The 21,872-nt window shown below is 48.1% G+C and carries 17 protein-coding genes and 21 tRNA genes; 31 read left to right on the top strand and 7 right to left on the bottom strand.

Features of this window, described 5'->3' with window-relative positions:
* Window positions 1-101 precede the first annotated feature (101 nt).
* Window positions 102-791 (bottom strand): phosphoglycolate phosphatase, encoded by a 690-nt coding sequence (locus tag EZMO1_RS18685; protein ID WP_034876357.1) that lies wholly within the window; start codon window positions 789-791, stop codon window positions 102-104.
* 46 nt (window positions 792-837) lie between these two features.
* Window positions 838-1,515, bottom strand: coding sequence for a ribulose-phosphate 3-epimerase (gene rpe / locus EZMO1_RS18680; protein WP_034876360.1), 678 nt, complete (start codon window positions 1,513-1,515; stop codon window positions 838-840).
* A gap of 175 nt (window positions 1,516-1,690) precedes the next feature.
* Here rpe and EZMO1_RS18675 point away from each other — a divergent pair, with 175 nt between their 5' ends.
* The 3 genes from EZMO1_RS18675 to rpsI all read left to right on the top strand — a co-directional run bounded on the left by EZMO1_RS18675 (window position 1,691) and on the right by rpsI (window position 3,250).
* Complete coding sequence (locus tag EZMO1_RS18675) at window positions 1,691-2,110, top strand: hypothetical protein (protein ID WP_034876363.1); 420 nt, start codon at window positions 1,691-1,693, stop codon at window positions 2,108-2,110.
* A gap of 306 nt (window positions 2,111-2,416) precedes the next feature.
* Window positions 2,417-2,845, top strand: coding sequence for a 50S ribosomal protein L13 (gene rplM / locus EZMO1_RS18670; RefSeq protein ID WP_034876366.1), 429 nt, complete (start codon window positions 2,417-2,419; stop codon window positions 2,843-2,845).
* 12 nt (window positions 2,846-2,857) lie between these two features.
* On the top strand, window positions 2,858-3,250 hold the full coding sequence (gene rpsI, locus EZMO1_RS18665; RefSeq protein ID WP_034876369.1) for a 30S ribosomal protein S9: 393 nt from the start codon (window positions 2,858-2,860) through the stop codon (window positions 3,248-3,250).
* Window positions 3,251-3,261: 11 nt separating this feature from the next.
* Here the strand turns inward: rpsI and EZMO1_RS18660 are convergent, their stop codons facing one another.
* Window positions 3,262-3,579 (bottom strand): hypothetical protein, encoded by a 318-nt coding sequence (locus EZMO1_RS18660; protein WP_034876372.1) that lies wholly within the window; start codon window positions 3,577-3,579, stop codon window positions 3,262-3,264.
* An 81-nt stretch (window positions 3,580-3,660) separates the two neighbouring features.
* On the opposite strand from EZMO1_RS18660, the gene petA reads away from it, so the two are divergent.
* From petA to EZMO1_RS18640, 4 genes are all read left to right on the top strand, one after another.
* Entirely contained in the window at window positions 3,661-4,254 is a 594-nt protein-coding gene (petA, locus tag EZMO1_RS18655; protein ID WP_034876374.1) for a ubiquinol-cytochrome c reductase iron-sulfur subunit, read from the top strand.
* Window positions 4,254-5,486 (top strand): cytochrome b, encoded by a 1,233-nt coding sequence (locus EZMO1_RS18650; RefSeq protein ID WP_034877455.1) that lies wholly within the window; start codon window positions 4,254-4,256, stop codon window positions 5,484-5,486. The genes petA and EZMO1_RS18650 overlap by 1 nt, the downstream gene beginning before the upstream one ends.
* The gene (locus tag EZMO1_RS18645; RefSeq protein ID WP_034876391.1) at window positions 5,486-6,241 is read left to right on the top strand and encodes a cytochrome c1; all 756 of its coding nucleotides are present in this window, start codon (window positions 5,486-5,488) and stop codon (window positions 6,239-6,241) included. The genes EZMO1_RS18650 and EZMO1_RS18645 overlap by 1 nt, the downstream gene beginning before the upstream one ends.
* 222 nt (window positions 6,242-6,463) lie before the next feature.
* Window positions 6,464-7,027: a DUF2058 domain-containing protein gene (locus EZMO1_RS18640; protein WP_034876394.1), complete on the top strand. Its 564-nt coding sequence runs from the start codon at window positions 6,464-6,466 to the stop codon at window positions 7,025-7,027.
* A gap of 51 nt (window positions 7,028-7,078) precedes the next feature.
* Here the strand turns inward: EZMO1_RS18640 and EZMO1_RS18635 are convergent, their stop codons facing one another.
* The 3 genes from EZMO1_RS18635 to EZMO1_RS18625 all read right to left on the bottom strand — a co-directional run bounded on the left by EZMO1_RS18635 (window position 7,079) and on the right by EZMO1_RS18625 (window position 9,589).
* Window positions 7,079-7,456: a RidA family protein gene (locus EZMO1_RS18635; protein ID WP_034876397.1), complete on the bottom strand. Its 378-nt coding sequence runs from the start codon at window positions 7,454-7,456 to the stop codon at window positions 7,079-7,081.
* 598 nt (window positions 7,457-8,054) lie between these two features.
* A complete protein-coding gene (locus EZMO1_RS18630) occupies window positions 8,055-8,555 on the bottom strand; it encodes a hypothetical protein (protein WP_034876399.1) in 501 nt (166 codons plus the stop codon).
* A gap of 137 nt (window positions 8,556-8,692) precedes the next feature.
* Entirely contained in the window at window positions 8,693-9,589 is an 897-nt protein-coding gene (locus tag EZMO1_RS18625; RefSeq protein ID WP_034876402.1) for a hypothetical protein, read from the bottom strand.
* A 469-nt stretch (window positions 9,590-10,058) separates the two neighbouring features.
* On the opposite strand from EZMO1_RS18625, the gene EZMO1_RS18620 reads away from it, so the two are divergent.
* The 24 genes from EZMO1_RS18620 (at window position 10,059) to EZMO1_RS18500 (ending at window position 17,898) form a co-directional block, all read left to right on the top strand.
* Window positions 10,059-12,218 (top strand): hypothetical protein, encoded by a 2,160-nt coding sequence (locus EZMO1_RS18620; RefSeq protein ID WP_145912661.1) that lies wholly within the window; start codon window positions 10,059-10,061, stop codon window positions 12,216-12,218.
* Window positions 12,219-12,285: 67 nt separating this feature from the next.
* Window positions 12,286-13,779: a glutamate--tRNA ligase gene (gene gltX, locus EZMO1_RS18615; protein ID WP_034876408.1), complete on the top strand. Its 1,494-nt coding sequence runs from the start codon at window positions 12,286-12,288 to the stop codon at window positions 13,777-13,779.
* A 300-nt stretch (window positions 13,780-14,079) separates the two neighbouring features.
* Window positions 14,080-14,155 (top strand) — tRNA-Ala (locus EZMO1_RS18610).
* Window positions 14,156-14,207: 52 nt separating this feature from the next.
* Window positions 14,208-14,283: transfer RNA gene (locus EZMO1_RS18605), tRNA-Glu, on the top strand.
* 78 nt (window positions 14,284-14,361) lie between these two features.
* Window positions 14,362-14,437 (top strand) — tRNA-Gly (locus EZMO1_RS18600).
* A 125-nt stretch (window positions 14,438-14,562) separates the two neighbouring features.
* Window positions 14,563-14,638 (top strand) — tRNA-Glu (locus EZMO1_RS18595).
* A gap of 40 nt (window positions 14,639-14,678) precedes the next feature.
* Window positions 14,679-14,757: transfer RNA gene (locus EZMO1_RS18590), tRNA-Gly, on the top strand.
* Between the two features lie 31 nt (window positions 14,758-14,788).
* Window positions 14,789-14,864 (top strand) — tRNA-Gly (locus EZMO1_RS18585).
* 127 nt (window positions 14,865-14,991) lie between these two features.
* Window positions 14,992-15,067, top strand: a tRNA-Glu gene (locus EZMO1_RS18580).
* Window positions 15,068-15,101: 34 nt separating this feature from the next.
* Window positions 15,102-15,180, top strand: a tRNA-Gly gene (locus EZMO1_RS18575).
* A gap of 31 nt (window positions 15,181-15,211) precedes the next feature.
* Window positions 15,212-15,287 (top strand) — tRNA-Gly (locus EZMO1_RS18570).
* A 38-nt stretch (window positions 15,288-15,325) separates the two neighbouring features.
* A tRNA-Glu gene (locus tag EZMO1_RS18565) sits at window positions 15,326-15,401 on the top strand.
* Between the two features lie 34 nt (window positions 15,402-15,435).
* Window positions 15,436-15,514 (top strand) — tRNA-Ala (locus EZMO1_RS18560).
* A gap of 33 nt (window positions 15,515-15,547) precedes the next feature.
* Window positions 15,548-15,626: transfer RNA gene (locus EZMO1_RS18555), tRNA-Gly, on the top strand.
* Between the two features lie 33 nt (window positions 15,627-15,659).
* A tRNA-Gly gene (locus tag EZMO1_RS18550) sits at window positions 15,660-15,738 on the top strand.
* A 33-nt stretch (window positions 15,739-15,771) separates the two neighbouring features.
* Window positions 15,772-15,850 (top strand) — tRNA-Gly (locus EZMO1_RS18545).
* A gap of 31 nt (window positions 15,851-15,881) precedes the next feature.
* Window positions 15,882-15,957, top strand: a tRNA-Gly gene (locus EZMO1_RS18540).
* 47 nt (window positions 15,958-16,004) lie between these two features.
* A tRNA-Glu gene (locus tag EZMO1_RS18535) sits at window positions 16,005-16,080 on the top strand.
* A gap of 148 nt (window positions 16,081-16,228) precedes the next feature.
* Window positions 16,229-16,304, top strand: a tRNA-Gly gene (locus tag EZMO1_RS18525).
* A gap of 47 nt (window positions 16,305-16,351) precedes the next feature.
* Window positions 16,352-16,427 (top strand) — tRNA-Glu (locus tag EZMO1_RS18520).
* 128 nt (window positions 16,428-16,555) lie between these two features.
* The gene (locus tag EZMO1_RS18515; RefSeq protein ID WP_051790008.1) at window positions 16,556-17,476 is read left to right on the top strand and encodes an SDR family NAD(P)-dependent oxidoreductase; all 921 of its coding nucleotides are present in this window, start codon (window positions 16,556-16,558) and stop codon (window positions 17,474-17,476) included.
* Window positions 17,477-17,600: 124 nt separating this feature from the next.
* A tRNA-Ala gene (locus EZMO1_RS18510) sits at window positions 17,601-17,676 on the top strand.
* Window positions 17,677-17,714: 38 nt separating this feature from the next.
* A tRNA-Glu gene (locus tag EZMO1_RS18505) sits at window positions 17,715-17,790 on the top strand.
* A gap of 32 nt (window positions 17,791-17,822) precedes the next feature.
* Window positions 17,823-17,898 (top strand) — tRNA-Gly (locus tag EZMO1_RS18500).
* A gap of 1,180 nt (window positions 17,899-19,078) precedes the next feature.
* On the opposite strand, the gene EZMO1_RS18490 is transcribed toward EZMO1_RS18500, so the two are convergent.
* Window positions 19,079-21,868: a hypothetical protein gene (locus tag EZMO1_RS18490; RefSeq protein ID WP_034876414.1), complete on the bottom strand. Its 2,790-nt coding sequence runs from the start codon at window positions 21,866-21,868 to the stop codon at window positions 19,079-19,081.
* Between the last annotated feature and the right edge of the window lie 4 nt (window positions 21,869-21,872).

The following is a 21,872-nucleotide window of genomic DNA, read 5'->3' as shown; positions in this document are numbered from 1 at the left end:
GTACCTGTCAAAAGGCTCACCGTGTTGGGAGTCACTTCGTTCGTCCCAACCTACAGATCTTTGTTTTCAGCGAGCGAGTACTAAAGTCACTGCCTTGAGAGTCAAAGCAGCTTGTCCATGGTCGGAACAATCAAATCGGGGTTAGACGCTTCAATCGGTTCGCCATGGTTGTAACCGTAAGGCAGGGCAATGACTTTAACGCCAGCGGCACGGGCTGCCTTAATGTCGTTACTGGAATCACCGATCATCAGGGCTGTATCCAGACTGGCTTCTGCCTGTTCAATGGCGTGTAGCAAAGGCATTGGGTGAGGCTTTTTTTCATCCAGACTGTCGCCGCCAAGACTGATCTCGAAAAAGTGATCAATCCCCATAAGCTTCAGCAGTTTTTCGGTAAAAATTTCGGACTTGTTGGTCACTACCGCCTGCTTAACACCTTTATTGGCCATGGCCTCCAGAAAGTTTTTTACGCCCGGATAAAGGTGGCTGTGCTGGCCTACTTCAATGGCATAATGATGCTTGAAGCTGTCGTAAGCCTTGATAAACACATCGCGGTTAACAATGCCCGGCTGGTCGCCTGCCATATCATCAACCAGTGCGCGTTTGACCAGTGACGGGATACCGTTACCGACCCAGAGGCGAACTTTGTCTTCACCGGCTTTGGGCAGGTTCATATCATCCAGCATGGCATCAATAGAGATAGCCAGATCGGGCACACTATCAACCAGCGTTCCATCCAGATCGTACATGATCAGCTGTGGCAGTTTTCCCGCCGTGAATTCAGTCAGTTTCATGTCTTACTATTACCTGATTGCGTTTGGAAGGCCGAATGGGTGTTCATTAAACCGGGTCAGCTTTGGACAGTTCTTCGCGCATCTGGCCAATAACGGTTTTGTAGTCCTCGGCATTGAAGATGGCAGAACCGGCGACAAAGGCATCGGCACCGGCTTCAGCGATCTGGCGAATGTTCTGGACGCCTACGCCACCATCGACTTCAAGGCGGATATCCAGACCGCTGTTATCGATCATTTTGCGAACATGACGCAGCTTTTTCAGGGTGGAAGGGATAAACTTCTGACCGCCAAATCCGGGGTTTACGGACATCAGCAGGATCATGTCCAGTTTATCAATCACATATTCAATGATATCGGGGCTGGTGGCCGGATTCAGCACCAGACCGGCTTTACAGCCGCCTTCACGGATCATCTGCAGGGTGCGGTCGATATGCCGGGAGGCTTCCGGGTGGAAGGTGATCATACTGGCACCGGCTTCAATAAAGTCGGGGATAAGGCGATCCACCGGGCTAGCCATCAGGTGAACATCGACAGGCGCTGTGACACCATGATTTCGCAGAGCCTTGCAGACCATTGGGCCGATGGTTAAATTGGGAACATAGTGGTTGTCCATCACATCGAAGTGAACCCAGTCGGCTCCAGCTTGGATGACCTGATCCACTTCTTCACCCAGACGGGCAAAATCGGCAGAAAGAATGCTGGGAGCAATAATAAAGTCACGCATTGTGCAGTGTTCCAGTCTATAGGTCTGTCAGGGTTTGGCAGGATTTTAGCGGTTTGCCGGGCAGATGTCAGTTCTTGTTGCTAAGGGTTTGGTGCAAGGGTTTGGATGGCAGGGGAACTATTCCTGAAATAGCTATCAAAGATGAGACTGCGTTTGTTTACCAGGGAGATTGATTATGCGCTATCTATTGCCAGCGATTGCTGGACTGATCCTGAACGGTTGCTCGTATCTTCAACATCACCAGGACGTACGTCCTAATGTGTCGGGCACCCACCGGGTTGTCCTGAACACGGAAGACCGGCAGTCAGGTTATCAGAAGGCAAAACCTCAGGCAGACCACTTTTGTAAAAGCCAGAGCAAGGTGGCTTTCATTGTCAGCGAAAACTACCGCTACACCGGGAGTCTCAGTGAAGCGGACTATCATGCCCTGAAAGCGGCTGCCAAGGTGGTGAAAAAGGCTGGTGGAGCCTCCTGGCTGTGGGGACGGGACGAGAATTCCCGTGAATCGGGCGAAGTGGCAGCAGTGGGTGGAAGCATCGTCGAAGATGCCATTGGCCCCGGCTATGTCTACACCCTCGATTTCCAGTGCCAATAATGCGGAGACCGGCTTTTCAGGGTGAAAAAGGCATGGCGGTTGATCATTTCAATAGCAACATATGTCATATTTCACCCACCTCTATCCGTAATTGGCCAAATTGTCCAGATAATTACCTCAAGAGGGGTTTTTTTCCTGTTTTCAGCCGCTATAATACGGCTCCCGTTTCCCAATTGAGCGCCCAATGTTTGAGCAGGCCGATTCGGGAACTATTAGCCTGGTTTCTAATTCTGCAAAGTTCACGCTGCGCAGGAACGGCCAAGTAAGAACAGGTATTGCATCTGTAATACTCTTGAGGCGAATTTAATGAAAACTTTTAGTGCAAAGCCAGAAACTGTAAAACGTGACTGGTATGTAGTAGACGCTGAGGGCAAAACCCTGGGTCGTCTGGCTACCGAGATTGCTTCCCGTCTGCGCGGTAAGCACAAGCCTGAATACACTCCTCACGTTGACACCGGCGATTACATCGTTGTTATCAATGCTGAGAAAGTACATGTATCTGGCCGTAAAGCTACTGATAAGATGTACCATCGCCACACCGGCTATGTTGGTGGTCTGAAGTCTATGAGCTTCGAAAAAATGATCGCTCACAAGCCAGAGATGGTTATCGAAACTGCTGTTAAAGGCATGCTGCCACGTGGTCCTCTGGGTCGCGCTATGTACAGCAAGCTGAAAGTGTACGCTGGTGCCGAGCACAAGCACACTGCACAGCAGCCAAAGCAACTGGAAATTTAATCGGGGGTAGTCATGTCTGTGACTCAATACTACGGTACTGGACGTCGTAAGTCTTCTACCGCTCGCGTATTTCTGAAGTCTGGCTCTGGCAGCATCGTTGTTAACGGTCGCTCCCTGGACGAGTACTTTGGTCGTGAAACTGCTCGCATGGTCGTTCGTCAGCCTCTGGAACTGACTGAACTGCTCGAGAAGTTCGACATCAAAATCACTGTTTCCGGTGGTGGTGGTTCTGGTCAGGCTGGTGCTATCCGTCACGGTATCACCCGTGCACTGATGCAGTATGATGAGAGCCTGCGTCCTTCTCTGCGCAAAGCGGGTTACGTTACCCGTGACGCTCGTGAAGTTGAACGTAAGAAGGTCGGTCTGCGCAAAGCGCGTAAGCGTCCACAGTTCTCCAAGCGTTAATGGGAATACGTCTACGGACGTTTTCTCAGTGGTTCCCTTGCCGGGAACCGCGCTACAAAAAATGCCTGCTTTCCGCAGGCATTTTTTTTGTCTGAAGAAAATGTCGGACAGGCATGCAGGAAAGTCCGCGTAAAATAAATCGTCATATCGACCAAGGGGCCTACAAAATCCTTACAAAATACAAACCAAGCCTTTTTAGAAAGCGGTAAAAGCAGTATCATTACGTACCACCATATTAAGTGGGTAGGTAAAAATACAGAATGGTGAGAACGGGGGATGAGGAAAAAATACTTTAAAACCGGTGTTTTTTTCTCAACAAGAGTCATCATCTCTTAACTCCCTGCTAATATCCCACCCATGAACAAAAAGAAGTCAATGGGCAAAGTCGCCCGGATGGGGAGAGTAGGTTAATGAGTGACAACGGCGTAAATACTGGCCGGCGCCGCTTTCTCGTGGCTGCAACTTCGGTGGTGGGGGCTGCCGGAGCTGTCGGGGTTGCTACACCTTTTATCAAATCATGGAATCCAAGTGCCAAAGCCAAAGCGGCTGGCGCTCCTGTGAAGGTGAATCTCAGCAAGCTTGAGCCGGGACAGCAGATCGTAGTGGAGTGGCGGGGGAAACCCGTTTTTGTAGTCCGTCGAACCCCGGAGATGCTGAAGGAAATTCAGGCGGTAGACGGCAAGGTGCGCGACCCGGGTTCCGATAAATCAGAGCAACCCGATTACGCTAAAAACGAATACCGTTCTGTCAAAGACGAGTTTCTTATTCTTGTGGGTTTGTGTACCCACCTTGGTTGTTCTCCCAAATATCTCCCTGAAGTCAAACCCATGGAATTTGATGCCGGCTGGAAAGGTGGCTATCACTGCCCGTGCCATGGTTCCAAGTTTGATCTGGCGGGTCGGGTTTACAAAGGTGTGCCGGCACCAACAAATCTTGAGGTGCCTCCGTACAGCTATGAAAGCGACTCGGTCATCATCATTGGCCAGGATAAGGAGAATGCATGATGAATAGTCTGCTGAACTGGGTCAATGAGCGGCTTCCCGTGGTGCGAGCCTGGGAAGATCATCTGGCCAAATATTATGCGCCGAAAAACTTCAATGTCTGGTACTTCTTTGGCTCGCTGGCATTACTGGTGTTGGTTAACCAGCTTCTGACCGGTATCTGGCTGACCATGAGTTATGTGCCCGATGCGGAGAAAGCCTTTGCGTCCGTTGAGTACATTATGCGCGACGTTGAGTATGGCTGGCTGATTCGCTATATGCACTCAACCGGAGCGTCATTTTTCTTTATTGTGGTCTATTGCCACATGTTCCGTGGTCTGCTCTATGGTTCCTATCAGACGCCAAGGGAGTTGATCTGGATATTTGGCATGGCCATTTATCTGGCTCTGATGGCTGAAGCCTTTATGGGTTATATGCTGCCATGGGGGCAGATGTCTTACTGGGGTGCTCAGGTAATTATTTCCCTGTTTGGCGCTATTCCATGGATTGGTGCGGATCTGCAGCAGTGGATTCGTGGAGACTTCCTGATTTCCGGTATTACCCTTAACCGGTTCTTTGCGTTGCATGTGGTGGCACTGCCCATTGTTATTCTGGGTTTGGTTGTGTTGCATATTCTTGCGCTGCATGAAGTAGGCTCCAACAATCCTGACGGAATCGATATCAAAAAGAACAAAGGACCTGACGGTATTCCTCTGGATGGTATTCCTTTCCACCCTTACTACACCGTGAAAGATTTGGTGGGCGTTGCAGTATTTCTGTTTGTTTTCTGTGGTGTGATTTTCTTCATGCCGGAGATGGGCGGGTTCTTCCTTGAGCATGCCAATTTTGAACAGGCAGATGCATTGAAAACTCCCGAGCATATTGCACCTGTGTGGTACTTCGGCGCGTTTTACTCCATTTTGCGTGCGATCACGTTTGATGTCGGGCCGATAGACTCGAAGCTGGGTGGCTTTATTGCGATGGGGGCAGCTATTGCCATTCTGTTTGTACTGCCCTGGCTGGATCGTAGTCGTGTCAGGTCGATTCGCTATAAGGGAGTAATCAGTAAGATTGCCATTGTCGTTTTTGCCTTTGTGTTCGTTCTCCTGACCTGGCTGGGTACTCAGCCTGCTACGGTCACTTACACATTGATCGCCCAGATTTGCACTGTGCTGTATTTTGCATTCTTCCTGTTGATGCCGTTCTACACAAGGATGGAGAAAACAAAACCTGTACCTGAAAGGGTGACCGGCTGATGAAAAAAACAATACTTACACTGTTGCTGTCTTTTTATTCGGTATTGGCTTTTTCTGCTGGCAGTGGTTATCCATTGGATAAAATTGAAACTGACCCTTCGGATAAGCCATCCTTGCAGCGGGGTGCTGCACTGTATCAAAACTATTGCAGTGGCTGTCATTCTACCGAGTTTCAGCGTTATGAGCGTGTAGCTGATGATCTGGGTATTCCCCATGACCTGATGATGGAAAACCTGGTATTCAACAAAGATGCCAAAATTGGTGACCTGATGACCAATGCCATGGCAAAAGAAGACGCCAAGGTCTGGTTTGGTGCGGCTCCGCCGGATTTAACCATGGTGGCTCGTGTTCGTGGGGATGACTGGGTTTACACCTACCTGAAAACATTTTATGAAGATCCTAAACGCCCATGGGGCGTGAATAACAAGGTGTTTCCTGATGTCGGTATGCCTCATGTGCTAGCCGAGTTGCAGGGCGTGCAGCTCGACAGCTGCAACGGTGAAGACCCAACGAAACGAGACCCTCTGACCGGGCAGACCATTTGTGGTTTGACGGTTGATCCTGAGCGAAAGGGTTCCATGACTCCGGCTGAGTACGATCAGGCTATGTATGATCTGGTGAACTTTCTGGCTTACTCTGCAGAGCCGATGAAGGCACAGCGTCAGCAGCTGGGTATTTATGTCATGTTGTTCCTGGTTCTGCTGTTCATCTTTACCTTCCTGCTCAAGCGAGAGTACTGGAAAGATGTGCATTAACGTCTGACATTTGAGAGATAAAAAAACGGCGCTTTCTTAGTGCCGTTTTTTTTGCCATTAACATTTTCTGCTGTCTGTGGTTATCAGACCAGGAGTTGTACTCTGGCTGAATGTTATTGGCATTGCTACCATTGCACCTTTGTTTTTATGAACTTGTTTTTATGAATTAGTGTCATGCAGGCGGCTGAGTTTCCACATTGTATGGCAGGGTGAGAGAGCTTCATGAGTAAATCCCTTAGAGATCAGTTGATGAAAGCCGGTCTGGCGACCAAGCAGCAGGCTTTGAAAGCGAAAACAACCAGCAAGAAAAAGAAGAAGCAGGCGGTTAAGTCTGGTGAAATGACCGAGCAGGAAAAGCGTCGCATTGAGCTGGAAAAAGAGCGAGCAGCGCAGGCTGAGCGGGACCGTGATTTGAACCGAAAGCTGGAAGAGGAGCGTCAGCAAAAAGCAGTTGGGGCTCAGGTTCGACAGCTGATTGAAACCAATGCCATGTCCCGTGAGGGTGGTGAAGTGGGTTACAACTTTGTCGTCGATAAGAAGGTGAAGAAAATTTATGTGACGCAAGAAATGCAGGAGCGTCTGAGCCGGGGCTTGTTTGCCATTGGTATTCTGCTGGAAGCCGATGGTTCAGAAGTCTTTCATGTTATCCCTGCGCCGGTAGCCGCGAAGATTAACGAACGTATTCCTGAAGCGGTGGTTATTCACGACAACAGTGCAGAAGAGCTGACCAGTGAAGAGGAAGACTGGTACAAGGACTTTGAGATTCCGGACGACCTGATGTGGTAAGAGGATCAGGGGGGCTATCAGCCCCCTCTGAGAATCATTGCATCCTGATGATTATTCAGCAGTAGCAATCACTTCAATTTCAACTTTCACATCTTTTGGCAGACGTGCGACTTCTACCAGGCTGCGAGCAGGGAACGGGAAGGTGAAGTACTGTTTGTAGACTTCATTGATGTCAGTGAAGTCGTTCATGTCTTTGACAAACACAGTGGCTTTACGCACTTTGTCCATGCTGCTGCCGGCGGCTTCGAGCACTGCTTTTACGTTTTTCAGGCACTGATGCGCCTGGGCCTTGGTGTCGTCCTGCATTTCACCGGTTTCCGGGTCGATGGGCAGCTGGCCGGAAGTGATGATCAGATTGCCGAACTGAATGCCCTGAGAGTATGGGCCGATCGCTGGCGGTGCATCTGGAGTTTCGATCACTTTATCCATGGTGATGTCATTACCTGAGAGTTTACGTGGGGGAGGATTATGAATGGCGAGATTTTAGTGTGCTTCGGTGCTTTTGTCATCGTGCCTGACTAAGCAAGTTAAAGGATTTGAGTACAAATACTTATCTAACGTTTGTGCCTGTCAGTCGTTTTGTCAATAAAGCTTTTTAATTCAGGCTGGGTTTGAAAAAGAAACTGTAAAATATGATGGCCTTTTTAATTAATATATTAAATTAAAAACTGGCCGGTACTTGGATAAAAAGATCAGGCACTGGCCGTTCATTATTACAAGACCGCAGTCTTTTAAAAAATTCAGAACACTCTTCATTCCTCTTCATTCGTTTTTGCATTGTCGGATTTGCCAGGTTATCAAACCAGTACTCCCAGCCCATCGTGTCGTTGGCATCCTGCGCCTGACTGCCCGTCAGAGAAAAAACAGCTGTTCTCCATTGCCAAGTTTCAAAATATAGGTGGCTCCGGACAGCTGTTTGGGGATTTTCGGGCAGGATAACTCGACATTGTGAAGGGCAACGTTCTTTCTGTTATTAACTTCGGTTTGATAAATGCTCCGCTCTGTTTCTGAGCGTTTTTTTAAACCGTCACGAGCGTACGAAATATATAAGTTGATGGCTTTGTGACGGGCCAGCAGGCGGATCGTTTCGGTCCTTTATGGTTTTTATGCGCTTGGTATCTTGCCTGACTGATTCGGGAAGTGAGTCGTAATTAATCTTTCCGTTGTGATTGCATAACGGCGTGGTGGGACGATCCGTATGAATAATGGCTGTTGCACTTTTTATGCTGCCGTTTTGAAGCATCTTGATAATCGATTGCTCAAAGGCGCGTTGAAAAGTAACAGCGATTGGACGAGTAAGACTGTCCGGACCATTCAGTTTGACATAACTTCGCTGTCGGGCAGGCTCCGTCGGTAGCATTTCTCTGATGGCCGCTGGACGACTGATAAGTAATTCAGGGCTGTAGGTTTGTATATTGTGGCAAATTTCATGCAGTCCGCCATTGTGTAAGGCGTTATAAGCCGGTCTTGGAGGCGGCGCTTCCGTTACCAGAGAGGCGTGAGTGTTTTGCAATAACAGAAAACTCAAGAGTGCTTACCTGATATAGCCAGATGTAAGAGATGAACTCCTTGTCATTGCAAACGATATCCATGATTCACACTGTTTCGATTTTGACTGAATCATTAACGGCAAGTTTCCGTTCAATGGGAATTGTCTGATGTGGCTTACAATTCAATGTCCAGCCCGCACTCGCGCAGATAGTCCAGAACCTGATGGTAGCGTTTGTCTACCGGGGCGCTTTGCAGACCGCCAAACCAGTATCGCCAGAGAGTGTTCCCGTTTCCGTCAGCAGCCTGCTTGCCATTGTTGCCAAAATACAGCGAGTTTCCCCGTTTAGTCGTTAATACATAGGAGGCTCCCACTATGTCATCAGGCATTTCAGTGCAGGCCATTTCCAAGTCATGGAGGCTGATATTTTCCGGGTTGCTGACTTCGCCCCGGTAAATAGCCTGCTCCGCCGGAGAGCGCTGGTTTAAACCATCGTGAACATAGGCAACATAGAGGTCGATGGGGGCTGATCTGGCCATTCGTCGAAGTGTAATGGTGCGATCTTCTATGGTTTTACGGCGCATTGCATCGTCTTGCATGGTCAGGGGCAGGGTGGCAGTGAGGGATTTGCCTGCCGGGTTGCAGAGGGGCGTTGTAGGTTTACGTGTGTGTATGATTGCTGTGGCCTGTGTAATGTGTGATTCATCGACCATGTTGACCAGACTTTGTTCGAAAGCTTTCTGAAAGCTGACGGCAATGGGTCTTGTTTCCTGATCGGTGCCAGCAATCTTGATTTCGGACGATTTCCGTAAGGGGGTAATGGCAAGACGGGTAATGTCGGTCTTAACGTCATTGCTCAGTTCGTCATCGCTGAAGATAATGGTGGAAATGTCCGCAAGCATTGTCATTTTCAGCTCGTTGACGTCCAGAGTGAGAAATTCGTGGCTCTCTTCCTGTTCTGCCTGTGTTGAGCCACAGCCTGTTATTATCGCTGTAAATACCAGCAGCAGGCTGATAAGCAGGGATTTTGAGCCTGATGGCTGATTGGTCTGACAGTGCTTTTGATGATGCAATGCTTGAGCTTCCTAGTTTTATGGAATTGCAAATATAGTCAATACAAGCATTGTTCGCCAAAATGTTCCAAGTCGTTATTTCCAACCCAAATCAAGTCAATTCATATTGTCCGGGTTTGAATCATATATGGAACTTTAGTGCATTAACTGTGTCCTATAGGCATTCAACTTAAATGGAATGTCGAGATTTACTATGGAATGTGCTGCGTCTAATAATAAACCGCCTGTTTCTGATGTGGCCCGGGGCGGCCGCACGCCGGACGATGAACAAGTAGTACGATATAGAGATCGCACTTTGGCATCGTTCCCTGCTTCAAAGCAGATGCCAGATGCTGATACTGCTTGCTCTGTATCTGAGAAACGTTTGCCTGACTATTGCATTTCGCAATTTGAATCCGTAAGTGCCAGTTCGGAAAAGCTTCCAGTCAGATGTCCGGACTGGTTTAAAGCTTATAAAGAAACTGTTTTTGTGCCCATTGGCAACTTTTACAACCAGAGCCGTAAAACGACTACAAATCCAGCATTTCTCAATACTGCCAATGCGTTCAGCCCTACCTATAATAATGTGGTGATTGCTCTGATGAAGCTTCAGGTGGCTTGTGAGGAGAATGCTTTTACCGCAGAGCAGAAAAGTATCATTGCGGGTTGGCTGGATGATGCATTCGAGTACTTCCCGGTAGGCTGGAGGGAGTTGCCTCTTGCCCTCAGTCCTGATGTTAAAAGATGGAAGATTAAAGCCTGTGATAAATGCTTTGAGCCAAGACTAAAGTCTAACCGCGAACGCTATATGCAGGAAACCAAGCGTGAGCAGTTTATTCCACCCTGGATGAACAAGGAAGTGAATGGTCTGGACCTGGGTGATGTGTACTTAACTTATTACTCTCTTCGAAACAGTACTATCAGGGAAGGCGAGCCAATCACTGCCAAGGGACTCTCTGAAAGGGAACCTGGTCTCAATGATTGGTTAGTTGCTTTTAAGCACGAAGAATACATTTGTCAGGAATCCGATATTTCAGAGGTGTCGTACAACAGTATGAGTCACAGGCTTTCTCTTGTTGATAAAGAGATAGCAGCGATAACAACGCCCGTGGAAGTAGATAAAGAAGAGGTAAAGACTATAGAGCTACAACCACAACACAAATTCAGCTGGACTGGTCTTGAGGTACTGGCTGATTCGGGAACCCCTGAAGTTGAGTCCAGTCAAGAAGCAGGAAGCCGCTTCAGTCGATCAGACAGTTCAAGAAGTATTGGATTAAATTGTTCTGTCAAGTTGTCACGGTACCATGAAGATTATCGCTATATAACTGTAGGCGGCTTGCTAAAAGCTGTTCGAAAGCGTTCCAGATTACCAACTCCGGATAAGGTCTCAGGTCAGGAAGACGGCAAAACTTTGTCACCGCAGCCTGAGCAGAAAAGACAGAAAGTACAGCTAGATGAAATGCCTTCAACTTCCGGTGAAGTCTTGCCTTTGAGCTTTTTACCTGAATGTTCGGGTCCGGTTCAAGAAGCATTCGATTTCAAAATACAGCCCGGTTTTTTCTCTGTTAAAGGTCTCACGCTTATGGGACTTGGTCTTGGCAGTGAGAGTGATTTGTACCGAAAGGCGGGAGACCTCAATTTTGTTGGCAAGACCGCTATTAAGTACAACAAAGACTATCAAGTTAGTGGAGCTGGGCTCATGCAGGTGCTCGAATTGACCCTGAATAATATGACTCAGCCAGAGAGTTCAACGTATGACAAAGATGGCTGGAAGGTTCAGCTGGAACATGTGCAATGTTGTCTGGAAGTGCTGAAGAAGGGTTTGGAAGACTATTGTAAAATTCTTAGTAACGTTTTTCGTGATGGTGTTAGTCCAGAAGCTTTGGAGGTAAGAACTAATCAGATGTGTCACGCTCAAGAGGCAGTGTTGGAGCTGGATCGTCTGGCAGCGGTGATCAGCTCTTGTCAGGCCGGTGGTGATGTCGCTTTGATTAAGGATTATTTAAATTCTGAAAGAACTCCGGGTATGCATGAACACATTAAAGCGGTCTTTGATACAGAGCTTCGACAATCTAACTGGTTCATGCCGTTACAGCCGTCAGCACCTAAGCTTCTGAACGTTGATAGTGAGCAATCACAGCTGTTCTCAGAAAGCCTCAGGCAGAAGCTCCCTCAAAGCGAGCAGAAAGAAGCGTTAATTGATCACTTTGCTGCAGTTCGATTGCTGGTCAAAGAGCTCCCCGGGGTGATGAAAAAATGCTCCCAAAAAGATCATGAACAGGGTCAGCAGTCGGCGCTGAATGATCTTTTGTTTATGGGGCGTCTTGTTGATTATCTCAAAGATCTGAACCATCTTCATTATCTCAGTACACAGCAGTTTCCTGAGCTGAGCGAAGCGGACGCGACTTCTAAAACAGCTTATGAAGGGCAGTCGCTCGCTGATGATCAGGTGGTGTGGAGGCATGTGCATGTTTTGCTATCTATAAAGGATACTTTGAATTCTTTCACTCAGAAATTTTTCAATGACGCCGGTGAATATAGAAATACCAGAAAAGGTATAGGTAATAATGAAATTGGGAAAATCAAAAAAGTGACCAACATGCTCGATAACCAGCTAGTGGGAAGCCTTATTTCTCATAGCAATGGTTAATTGGTTGGGTTGCCCACCCTCTCTCGCTATAATGCAACGTTTTTAATTCCTCTGACTGGGAATTCTGATGACAGTTCGTACCCGTGTTGCGCCGTCCCCTACAGGCGATCCTCATGTAGGCACCGCTTATATTGCCCTGTTTAACCTGGCGTTTGCCAAAAGTCAGGGTGGTCAATTCCTGCTGCGTATTGAAGACACAGATCAGGCTCGCAGTACGCCTGAATCAGAACAGCAGATTATGGACTCTTTGCGCTGGCTGGGTCTGGACTGGGATGAAGGTCCGGATGTTGGTGGTGATAAGGGCCCGTATCGCCAGAGCGAGCGCCGTGATATTTACGCAGAACATGCACAGATATTGCTGGATAAAGGCCATGCCTTCCGTTGCTTCTGTTCTTCCGAACGTCTGGACGCGCTGCGTGCCGAGCAAGCCGCTAACAAACAGGCTTCTGGTTACGACGGACACTGCCTGCATCTGAGTGAAGACGACGTTCAGGCTAAGCTGGCTGCTGGTGAAGAACATGTTGTGCGTATGAAGATTCCGGCAGAAGGCACCTGCAAGTTTGACGATATGCTGCGTGGCACCATCGAAATCGACTGGTCTCAGGTCGATATGCAGGTTCTGGTGAAAGGCGACGGTATGCCAACTTACCATCTGGCGAACGTTGTAGACGATCATCTGATGGAAATCACCCACGTTATTCGTGGTGAAGAGTGGATTAACTCCGCACCTAAACATCAGCTGTTGTACAAATACTTCGGTTGGGAAATGCCGGTACTGTGTCACATGCCACTGCTGCGTAACCCTGACAAGAGCAAATTGTCCAAGCGTAAGAACCCTACCAGCATCACTTACTACCGTGACGCCGGTTACCTGCCGGAAGTTTTGTTGAACTACCTTGGTCGTATGGGTTGGTCTATGCCCGACGAACGTGAGAAGTTCAGTCTGCAGGATATGCTGGAAAACTTCGACATTACCCGGGTGTCTCTGGGTGGACCTATTTTCGATCAGGAGAAACTGTCCTGGCTGAACGCCAGCTGGATTCGCGAAGACCTGAGTGCTGAAGAATTTGCAGATCGCTTGCATGGCTGGCTGCTGAACAAAGACTTCATTATGAAGTTTCTGCCGTTCGCTCAGGGGCGTGTTGAGCGACTGAGTGATTTTGCACCAATGGCGGCGTTTATGTTCTCCGGCATGCTGGATCTGGGTGCTGAAGACTTTGCTCATAAAAAGCTGGAAGAAGCTGAAGTGAAAAAGGTTCTGCAGTTTACGCTGTGGCGTCTTGAGCAACTGCGCCAGTGGAATAAAGGCAATATCTTTAACGAGATTAAAACGTTATCCAAGGAAATGGGCCTGAAGCTGGGTGATTTTAACCATCCGATCTTTGTTGCGATTGCCGGTACACCCAACTCATGGTCGGTGATGGACTCCATGGAAATTCTTGGTGCCGACATGACTCGTGCTCGTTTGCGTCATGCCGTTGCCGTTCTGGGTGGGGTGTCCAAGAAAGAAGGTAAACGACTGGAGAAGGAGTTTAAGGCTCTTGGTGCAGAAGCGTCCTGATGTCGTGTATTGCTTCAATCATTTCTGTGTATAAGTAGCTTCTATACCTTCTACATAGAGTATCGAAAAAGAGGTTGGTGTTGTTCCGGCCTCTTTTTGTATGTGACTCAAAAAAAGAACAACGGACTTCTACTGTTCTAAAGCCTATATACCAAGGCTTCACTTATAACTATTTGAAACGACCAGAAGTTTTTTCATAAGTGATGCTTGACAGGATAGGGGGGCATCCATATCATTCGCCCTGCGTTTCGGGGGCAGCCACTCACAACGAGTTGGAAGTTCTCAAAACAAGTGAATATTGGGGCCTTAGCTCAGCTGGGAGAGCGCAACACTGGCAGTGTTGAGGTCAGCGGTTCGATCCCGCTAGGCTCCACCACTCTTTCTTTAAAAAGAGCATCTTTATACGGTGAGTATAAGGATGATTTTGCGTCCCGTTCGTCTAGTGGCCTAGGACACTGCCCTTTCACGGCAGTAACAGGGGTTCGAGTCCCCTACGGGATGCCACTTCCTTTGACGCAATCAGTTAGCCATAAATACTGATTACGTTTCGACCCGGTGATGTCGTTAAATAGCTTCCATATTGCGGGAATAGCTCAGTTGGTAGAGCACAACCTTGCCAAGGTTGGGGTCGCGAGTTCGAGTCTCGTTTCCCGCTCCAGTTTAAAGTTTGGGTGTGAACACAACCTTGCCAAGGTTGGGGTCGTCTCTTTATAGCAAGAGCGAGTCTCGTTTCCCGCTCCAAACAAATAGGCTTTATGCACAAGCATAAAGACACAGAATTGTGTCCCGTTCGTCTAGTGGCCTAGGACACTGCCCTTTCACGGCAGTAACAGGGGTTCGAGTCCCCTACGGGATGCCATTTTCAAGACATGAAGTAAGTCTTTAAAAAAACTTCAAGCGGGAATGGCTCAGTTGTTAGAGCGCAACCTTGCCAAGGTTGGGGTCGCCTCCGGGTTAAAGAGTGAGTCTCGTTTCCCAGACTTCGAAGAAGTCTTAAAAAATCTTCACTGCGGGAATAGCTCAGTTGGTAGAGCACAACCTTGCCAAGGTTGGGGTCGCGAGTTCGAGTCTCGTTTCCCGCTCCAGTTTAAAATTTGGGTGTGAACACAATCTTAACAAGGTTGGGGTCGTCTCTTTATAGCAAGAGCGAGTCTCGTTTCCCGCTCCAAATAAATAGGCTTTATGCACAAGCATAAAGACACAGGAAATTGTGTCCCGTTCGTCTAGTGGCCTAGGACACTGCCCTTTCACGGCAGTAACAGGGGTTCGAGTCCCCTACGGGATGCCATTTTTCAGAGTTGAAGCTCTCAAAAACTTCAAGCGGGAATAGCTCAGTTGGTAGAGCACAACCTTGCCAAGGCTGGGGTCGCCTCCGGGTTAGAGAGTGAGTCTCGTTTCCCAGACTTCGAAGAAGTCTTAAAAGATCTTCACTGCGGGAATAGCTCAGTTGGTAGAGCACAACCTTGCCAAGGTTGGGGTCGCGAGTTCGAGTCTCGTTTCCCGCTCCAAATTAGGCTTTATGCATGAGCATAAAGGCACAGGATGTGTCCCGTTCGTCTAGTGGCCTAGGACACTGCCCTTTCACGGCAGTAACAGGGGTTCGAGTCCCCTACGGGATGCCATTTTCAGAGTTGAAGCTCTCAAAAACTTCACTGCGGGAATAGCTCAGTTGGTAGAGCACAACCTTGGCAAGGTTGGGGTCGCCTCCGGGTTAAAGAGTGAGTCTCGTTTCCCAGACTTCGAAGAAGTCTTAAAAAATCTTCACTGCGGGAATAGCTCAGTTGGTAGAGCACAACCTTGCCAAGGTTGGGGTCGCCTCCGGTTTAAAGAGTGAGTCTCGTTTCCCAGACTTCGAAGAAGTCTTAAAAAATCTTCACTGCGGGAATAGCTCAGTTGGTAGAACACAACCTTGCCAAGGTTGGGGTCGCCTCCGGTTTAAAGAGTGAGTCTCGTTTCCCAGACTTCGAAGAAGTCTTAAAAAATCTTCACTGCGGGAATAGCTCAGTTGGTAGAGCACAACCTTGCCAAGGTTGGGGTCGCCTCCGGTTTAAAGAGTGAGTCTCGTTTCCCAGACTTCGAAGAAGTCTTAAAAAATCTTCACTGCGGGAATAGCTCAGTTGGTAGAGCACAACCTTGCCAAGGTTGGGGTCGCGAGTTCGAGTCTCGTTTCCCGCTCCAAATACAGGCTTTATGCGATACCAAAGCATAAAGGCGCAAGAAATTGTGTCCCGTTCGTCTAGTGGCCTAGGACACTGCCCTTTCACGGCAGTAACAGGGGTTCGAGTCCCCTACGGGATGCCATTTTCAAGACATGAAGTAAGTCTTTAAAAACTTCAGACGGGAATAGCTCAGTTGGTAGAGCACAACCTTGCCAAGGTTGGGGTCGCCTCCGGTTTAAAGAGTGAGTCTCGTTTCCCAGACTTCGAAGAAGTCTTAAAAGATCTTCACTGCGGGAATAGCTCAGTTGGTAGAGCACAACCTTGCCAAGGTTGGGGTCGCGAGTTCGAGTCTCGTTTCCCGCTCCAAATACAGGCTTTATGCGATACCAAAGCATAAAGGCGCAAGAAATTGTGTCCCGTTCGTCTAGTGGCCTAGGACACTGCCCTTTCACGGCAGTAACAGGGGTTCGAGTCCCCTACGGGATGCCATATTCAGAAAAGCCCGGTGCTTACGCGCCGGGCTTTTTGCGTTTTTGAGTGTACGACTCCCCTATATCCCTGCCAACCCCCTCAATCGCTGCTATTTTCTTAATCAAAATTACAAATGAGAAAAAATAATGATGGTACGTTTTTGGCTGTCAGGCTTGCTGTTGTTGGCAAGTCTGCTGAGCGCCGATGATTCAGTAAAAGTGGTTGTCGTCACTGGAGCTTCTTCCGGTATTGGGAAGAGTCTGGTGGAAGTGCTGGCAGCGGATAAGGCTTATAAAGTTTATGGCACGACACGGCAGGCTGATCTGGTTGGTGACTATAAAGGCTATTCGCTGGTGAGAATGGATCCGGCGAGTACGGAGTCTGTCAATGTTGCCATGAAAGCGATTGGTGACCGGGAGTCAAAGATAGATGTGTTGGTCAATAATGCCGCTTACATGGTGTTGGGTTCAGTGGAGAGTGTCGATCCTGACCAGTTGCTGGATATGCTGAATGTCAATGTGGTTGGTTATGCGAGAGCGACACGCGCTGTTTTGCCTTATATGCGCCAGCAGAAATCGGGTCTGGTGGTGAACATGAGTAGCTCGCAGGCTTTTGAACCGAGAGGGTTGATGGAGTCTTACTCAGCGACAAGGTCTGCTATTGAAACCTTATCTCTGGGTCAGTCGGCCTACCTTGAGGATTATGGTGTCAAAGTGGTGGTCTTTGAGCCGGGAGCAACGAATACCAATATTGGCAGAAACGCTGTGAGCGGTTCAGTGAGTGTGCAGGGTGATACTGCCGGTGCGAAAACTGAACGTTTACGGAATATGATGTTGGATCGGTTGGAGAAAGGGGCTTCTTCAAAAGAGGTTGCAGAAAGGATTGTCGATGTTATTACAGATGAATCCCCCGATTTTCGTACACCTGTTGATGTTAAGGTGCTTGAGCGGGCCTGGTTTGTCTATCGAGACCCTGAGGGTAATGAGTTAAGAGATAAATTGCGGGGTAATTATTTATATTTTCTCAAAACCTGGGGGAGTCATTCCATGGCTGTAAAAAGCAACTAGCGGTTGACAGTAAGGCAGCAAATCCCTATTATTTTGCCTCGTTCGCTGTCAGCGCTGCTTCCAAAGATAATCAATAACTACTTGATTTTAAATGAGAAAGCAGCATAATGCAGTAACAAGATTTGGGGCCTTAGCTCAGCTGGGAGAGCGCAACACTGGCAGTGTTGAGGTCAGCGGTTCGATCCCGCTAGGCTCCACCAAATTTCAAAAATCAGGCGACTGCTTGGTTATGAAATGTGTCCCGTTCGTCTAGTGGCCTAGGACACTGCCCTTTCACGGCAGTAACAGGGGTTCGAGTCCCCTACGGGATGCCATTTTTCAGAGTTGAAGCTCTCAAAAACTTCAAGCGGGAATAGCTCAGTTGGTAGAGCACAACCTTGCCAAGGTTGGGGTCGCGAGTTCGAGTCTCGTTTCCCGCTCCAATATATAAACAAACCAGTCCATCGTGACTGGTTTTTTTTATGCCTGAAATTTATGATTCAGTCAGGGCAGGGTTGAGGTCGTCTTTTTATGTAAGGATTTGTCTGAAAATAAGTTCCGTATTTCACTATCGCTTACCTCAAGCCATTACTGGCTGATGATTGCAGCAAATCGGGAAGTTATTTTTAGACGATTCCTTAGGTAAAACTGCATCATCGAGTGACACAAACATAAGGTTCCGATGCACCTCTTGTGTTTCCCGCAAACGGGTCAATAACCATGGTGCCCCCTTTCCTCGTCCGGGTCCTCCCGAGCGGAGTTCCCCGTTGTCATCAGTACTATGGGACACTAAGACTTCCAGTACCTACTACCCGGTCACTTATGGATTCGCTTCCGGGCTCCAGTGCCTTGCTTCGGATTTGCTTTGTCCGGCTTGAAGCTAAGCCAGACAACCGGGTTCTGATCAACCAGAGAACCAATGGTGAATTTACACTGGTCAACACTGGGTCTCACAGGTTCCTGAGAAATCCGTCCTGTACCTTTGCCCCGGCCTCAGAGCCCAGCCGAGCTGCCATACCCTCACCAAGTCGGGTTGGCAGTGCTGACCACAACCAACAAAATGAAGTCCTCAACGGTCACATGATTTCGAGACTCAATCCCGCGGCTTTAGTACCTGCTGTTTACGCTTCACAACCAGCGTTACCACTGGCTATGCAAGACTCGCTTCCGGCTGATGGTTAGTCTTTACCGGGTGGGAGTCGAACCCACTGGATTTCAACGAATTATTTCAGTTCATATCAAACCTCCCATATTCTCAGGCTGAACCTGTCGCAAGCTGGTATCACGCAGGCAGGCCGCTGGATAAGCTGATACCTACCAATCTTATACCAATTCCGTTTTCTAAATATGACCATGAGCAAGCCAATCCAAATCGCTGGGCAAGGAAGAACGACGAGTAATAGCTGGCTATTGCGAGGAGTTCTGACGCAGAACCAGCGGTTTGGAATGGCTGCGCAATTCATGTTTAGAAGACGGAATTGGTATTATACCCCGGTTACGACAACTCGTAGTCAGTGCTTCAGGCAATCTGGCAATGGCTGTTGCCTACTGATTTTGAGCAGTTACGCAAAAGACTGTACAGGGGCGTTTCTATAGAGAATGCCTTTATTAAAGATTGCTCTCTTATCTGGTTAAAAAAGCGCTGTCACCCGCTTCACCTTTGTCACTTGTATATACCTCGTTTCCAGTTTTACTACCAAGAAATTTTAATTCATTTTCTTCTTGGTTGTTTTTTGGCTTGTGGCCTTTAGAACCAAAAGTGTTTGAGTACAGCCACAGGACAGGCCCTGCCAGCCTCAGGAATATTTTATTGTAAACATACTCGTGACCGGGCAGTGAGAACCTGCTGTATGCTCCGCTTGACAGAAGAAGTATTGTGTAAGTACCAAAAGCAGCAGCCACCGTATAGCCAACGCCTTCACCAGCACTGATGCCACTGGATGATTGTTCTCCTATATGAGCCCGGGCAGCCGGTGAAATCGGGCAGCTACCCTGTATCAGCCCAAGAACATGTGACGGTATTCCATTGTGGTTAACGGAGAAGCAGCGGTTATTGGATACCTCCACAGTGCCATCGATGCGGGCAGCTTCATTTGCGAGTCTGGCAACTGTCAGATCAATCGTTCGTCTGGTTTCATCGGATGTACCAATAGCAATGTTGTCTTTGATAATGGCATTGATAGCGTCTGTATGGTTTGGCAGCTCTATATTGATGCCAGCCGAAGCAGACTCTGTGTCCTGAACATTGCCATGAACGTTCAGGGTTTTGTAGTGACGGACATCAATGGCAGTCAGTGCAGACTCGCCATCATTTGAGTCTGTAAAGTGGTTACTGAAAATACCAATAGTCTGGTCGTCGGTCCGGCAGCCCTGACAGCTGGCATAAATGGGGGCTCTCTGCAGTCCTCCTGAAAAGAAATTATTGCCACTGATCAGTACATCGCCTGATGAGTTCTGGACCTCGATATAATGGTAAGGTGCTTTTTCGTTCTCCCTGTTTGCGTGATATTGAAAATCATTACCACTCATCAGGAGTTTGCCTTCATAGTTGACGGCCTTGACTGCAGTGCTGAGAGGATCGCCCTGTGAATCTCCAAACGCCGAGATATCCCAGGTCATGTCTCTGGTGAAGAAACCATGACCTGTACCGGCATCATCAAGGAGAACCAGTGCACCTGCTTCGGCAGGATAATTGGCCGAAGGTTTAACCACCGCATTCCCAATGCCGACCAGCGCCACGGTCTTAAGAATATGGAGTGGTTCGTCCAGTGCATAACTGCCTGCGTGAAGCAGGATAACCTTGCCGGACTCTGAAGTCGTGGTTATTTCGTTAATCAGTTCCTGACTGTTTTTAACCATAACCGCTTCAGAGAACGTTGTTTGTATTTCCAGCTTCTGAAGGTCATCCGTAAGCTTCTGACAAACTTGTGCTTCAGAACAGGTCAGCTGGTCACACGGACTGCTGATAATGGGGGGTGATGACCGCATCTTTCCGATTCGACTTGGCATGGGAGTGCCGCAGCTATTGACTGTGGCTGTAGCCAAAACAGGCGGGGAAGGTGTAACAGAGGGTGTAAAACGTGCCAGTGCCGCCGATGCTGAAGCACTCACTTTCAGGCCGGGGGTATAGCGATAATTTTTATCGGCTAACTCCAGAATCTCAAGCTCATAGTAGTCGTTTTTGGTTACGCTTACATAGCCCGATAAGTTGCCATCATCTTCAAAAGAACTCTTGTCAAGTTCCAGCTTAATGGTTCTGCCTTTTCTCGGCATGTCCTTATGCGCTTTGTTACCTTGTATGGAAGCATTTATGATTTGTTGGTTATTGAAAAATTTAATTTTTATGTTACCCAGAGCGTACTTGTCTTTCTGAATATTGTCGTTGATTTTCAGGCGTTGATAACCACCAAGGTAGATAGCGTTTGAATACAAATATCTTTCAAGTGCACCTTCAACAGCAGAGGCTTTAAATTCATTCGATTCAATCTCAATTTCTGCCTGACTTTTTATGGCACTGGAACTCAAAATGCCATTTAATGATGATGTATCATCACAAGTATTGTAGCCAAAGTAGTACTTATGACCGGCGTTACCCAACAGAGAAGTAGTATAACTGAACCAACTGAAATACTTATTGCTAAAGCGGTTCTGGTAAATCCGTATGTCTCCGTTATAACCCTTTGCGTAAACAATGGCGTCAAAATAGTAGTGATCGCTGCCTGCCCACTCCAGGTTCCAGCTGTAAAAACCGGTATCCCGAGGGTTCGATATGGTGTTCAGGATAAGCAGTGAATACAACTTATTACGGCTGCCAGCTGAGTCGCCTGCTGGCTTTATAACAGGCAGTCTGTCGTCTTCATCTTTTAGGCCAATCATTGCAGTCCGGTGAGTGGCGGACAGAGCTTTTGACAGCTCATAGGTGCCCGGGTTCAATAGAACAATGCGGCCACGAATGGCTCTGCCATCATCGCCGGTCGTTTTATTGACGGCGTCGATCAACTCCGTCGAATTGTTAACCAGAATGGCGTGTGAAAACTTAGGCTTATCCGAAGCAGGCCCAGAGGCTTTTTTGTTTTCGAGAAATGCCTTACAGGCTGCAAATGCAGTTGTGTGCGCCCGGATATCATTACATGGTTTTGCTTTCGCGGGTGCCGGACTGACCGATGCGGTTACAGAGACCAGTAACCGGGCTGGCGTAATGCTGCCAACGGAAACGTCAGGAGATACATGGGTCGATGGGGTAGCTTTTACCGTTGATGACGTTGCACCGGGTGATGGTGTTTTGTCTGGTCTGTAATCAACATGGCTGGAGCTAACAACAAATGCATGGGAAAACTCTTCAGGATTAACTGAAGCTCCAGGGGTTTTGAAAAAGTGGTTACAGACATTTCGGGCTTTTTCATCATCCCTCAACCTG

It is taken from the genome of Endozoicomonas montiporae CL-33 (assembly GCF_001583435.1).
Lineage (GTDB): Bacteria > Pseudomonadota > Gammaproteobacteria > Pseudomonadales > Endozoicomonadaceae > Endozoicomonas_A > Endozoicomonas_A montiporae.
Note: the sequence above shows the minus strand (reverse complement) of the source record. Positions and strands in the feature narration are given on the sequence as shown.